Origin of the sequence: Streptomyces sp. SM1 (assembly GCF_002910825.1) — a bacterium.
GTDB classification, from domain to species: Bacteria; Actinomycetota; Actinomycetes; order Streptomycetales; family Streptomycetaceae; genus Streptomyces; species Streptomyces okerensis.
Map to the genome: position 1 here is coordinate 1 of NZ_NEUB01000793.1, position 2,017 is coordinate 2,017.

Sequence of the window (2,017 nt, forward strand, 5' to 3'; positions counted from 1 at the left end):
CCGGCGTCCAGCCGACGTGGAAGACGGAACCCGAGGACGCGCGCAGCGCGGCGGCGGACGCCGTGCGCAGGGTGAGCGAGCCGACCGTCGCCACGGTGCGCCCGGACGGGTCGGTGATCCGCGCGGTGACGGCGTCGGGGCCGTCGGAGCGCAGGTGTACGCGCAGGACCGGCGCGTCGGAGGTGTCGATCGCGACGCGCTGCCAGGAGAAGGGCAGCGGGACGCCGTCGGCGCTCTCCGCGGTCGCGGCGCCTTCGCGCAGGCCGGTCGTCTGGAGGGCCGCGTCCAGGAGGGCCGGGTGCACGCCGAAGCCATCGGGTCCGGTGCCGGGGAGCTCGTCGGGCAGGGCCACTTCGGCGTGGATGCCGTCCGCGGCGCGCCAGGCGGCGCGCAGGCCACGGAACGCCGGGCCGTAGGCGACGCCCCGGTCTTCGAGCAGCTCGTACAGTGCCTCCACGTCCAGGGGGACCGCGCCGGGCGGGGGCCACGCGCCCGGCGTGTCGGCTTGGTCGGCTTGGTCTCCCGAGGGGTTCCGGAGACCGAGGGTGCCGGTCGCGTGCCGGGTCCAGGGCTGGTCGGCGGCGCCGGGGGCGGTCTCGGGCCGGGAGTGGAACTCCACCGGGCGCCGGCCGGTGCCGTCGTCGGCACCGACCCGTACGCGCAGCTGGACGGCGTGGTCGGCGGCGGCGTCGCCGGGCAGCACCAGCGGTGCGGCCAGGGTCAGTTCCTCCACGAAGGCGCAGCCGAGGCTGCGGCCCGCGTGCGCGGCCAGTTCCACGAGGGCCGCGCCGGGCACGATCACGGCTCCGGCCACGGCGTGGTCGGCGAGCCAGGGATGGGCGGCCAGGGAGAGCCGGCCGGTGAAGAGGGTGCCCGCTTCGTCGGGCAGTTCGACGGCGGCGCCGAGCAGCGGATGGTCCGCCGCGGCCTGTCCGGTGGCCGCCGGGTCGCGGTCGGCGGGCAGGGAGTCGAGCCAGTAGCGGCGGCGCTGGAAGGCGTAGGTGGGCAGGTCGACCCGTCGGGCGCCGGTGCCCTCGAACAGGGTCTGCCAGTCGACCCGCAGGCCCCGGACGTGGGCCTCGGCGAGGGCGAGCTGCAGCCGGCGGGGCCCTCCGGCCCCGCACCGCAGGGTGCCGAGCACCACCGTCTCGGGGGCGCCGGCGTCGGCGGCCGTGTCCTCGATCCCGTACATCAGGGCGGGCTGGGGGCTGGACTCGATGAAGACGCGGTGTCCGGCCGCGAGAAGCGCGCGGGTCGTCCGCTCGAACTCGACGGTCTGCCGGAGGTTGCGGTACCAGTAGTCGGCGTCCAGGGCCTTCGTGTCCAGCAGGCCACCGGTCACGCTGGAGTAGTACGGCACCGCGCCGGAGCGGGGGGTGATGTCCTCCAGGTCGGCGAACAGCCGCTCGCGGATCTCCTCCACGTGCGAGGAGTGCGAGGCGTAGTCGACCTCGATCAGGCGCGCCCACACTCCCTCCTCCACGAACTCCGCCACCAGTTCCGCGACCGCGTCCGCGTCGCCCGACACCACCACCGACGAGGGGCCGTTGACGGCGGCCACCGACAGACGGCCGTCCCACCCGGCAAGACGCTCCCGTGCCGCGTCCACCGGCAACGGCACCGACGCCATCCCGCCCCGGCCCGCCAACACCCCCACCGCACGCGAACGCAGCGCCACCACCCGGGCCCCGTCCTCCAGACTCAGCCCACCCGCCACACACGCAGCAGCGATCTCACCCTGCGAATGACCCACCACCGCATCGACGGTCACACCGTAGGACCGCCACACCTCCGCGAGCGACACCATCACGGCCCACAACACCGGCTGCACCACGTCGACCCGCGCCAACAACTCCTTCGACCCCAGCACCTCCACCAACGACCACTCCACGAACGGCGACAAAGCCCGCCCACACTCCGCCATCCGACCCGCGAACACCGCCGACCCACCCAACAGCTCCGCAGCCATCCCCACCCACTGCGAACCCTGCCCCGGGAACACCAGCACCGTACGGCC

At 75.0% G+C, this 2,017-nt stretch carries 1 protein-coding gene; it reads right to left on the reverse strand.

The annotated features are described in order from the left end of the window. Positions 1-2,017, reverse strand: a 2,017-nt coding sequence (locus B9S61_RS24350) for an acyltransferase domain-containing protein (RefSeq protein WP_146064941.1), incomplete at both ends; no start/stop codon positions are given.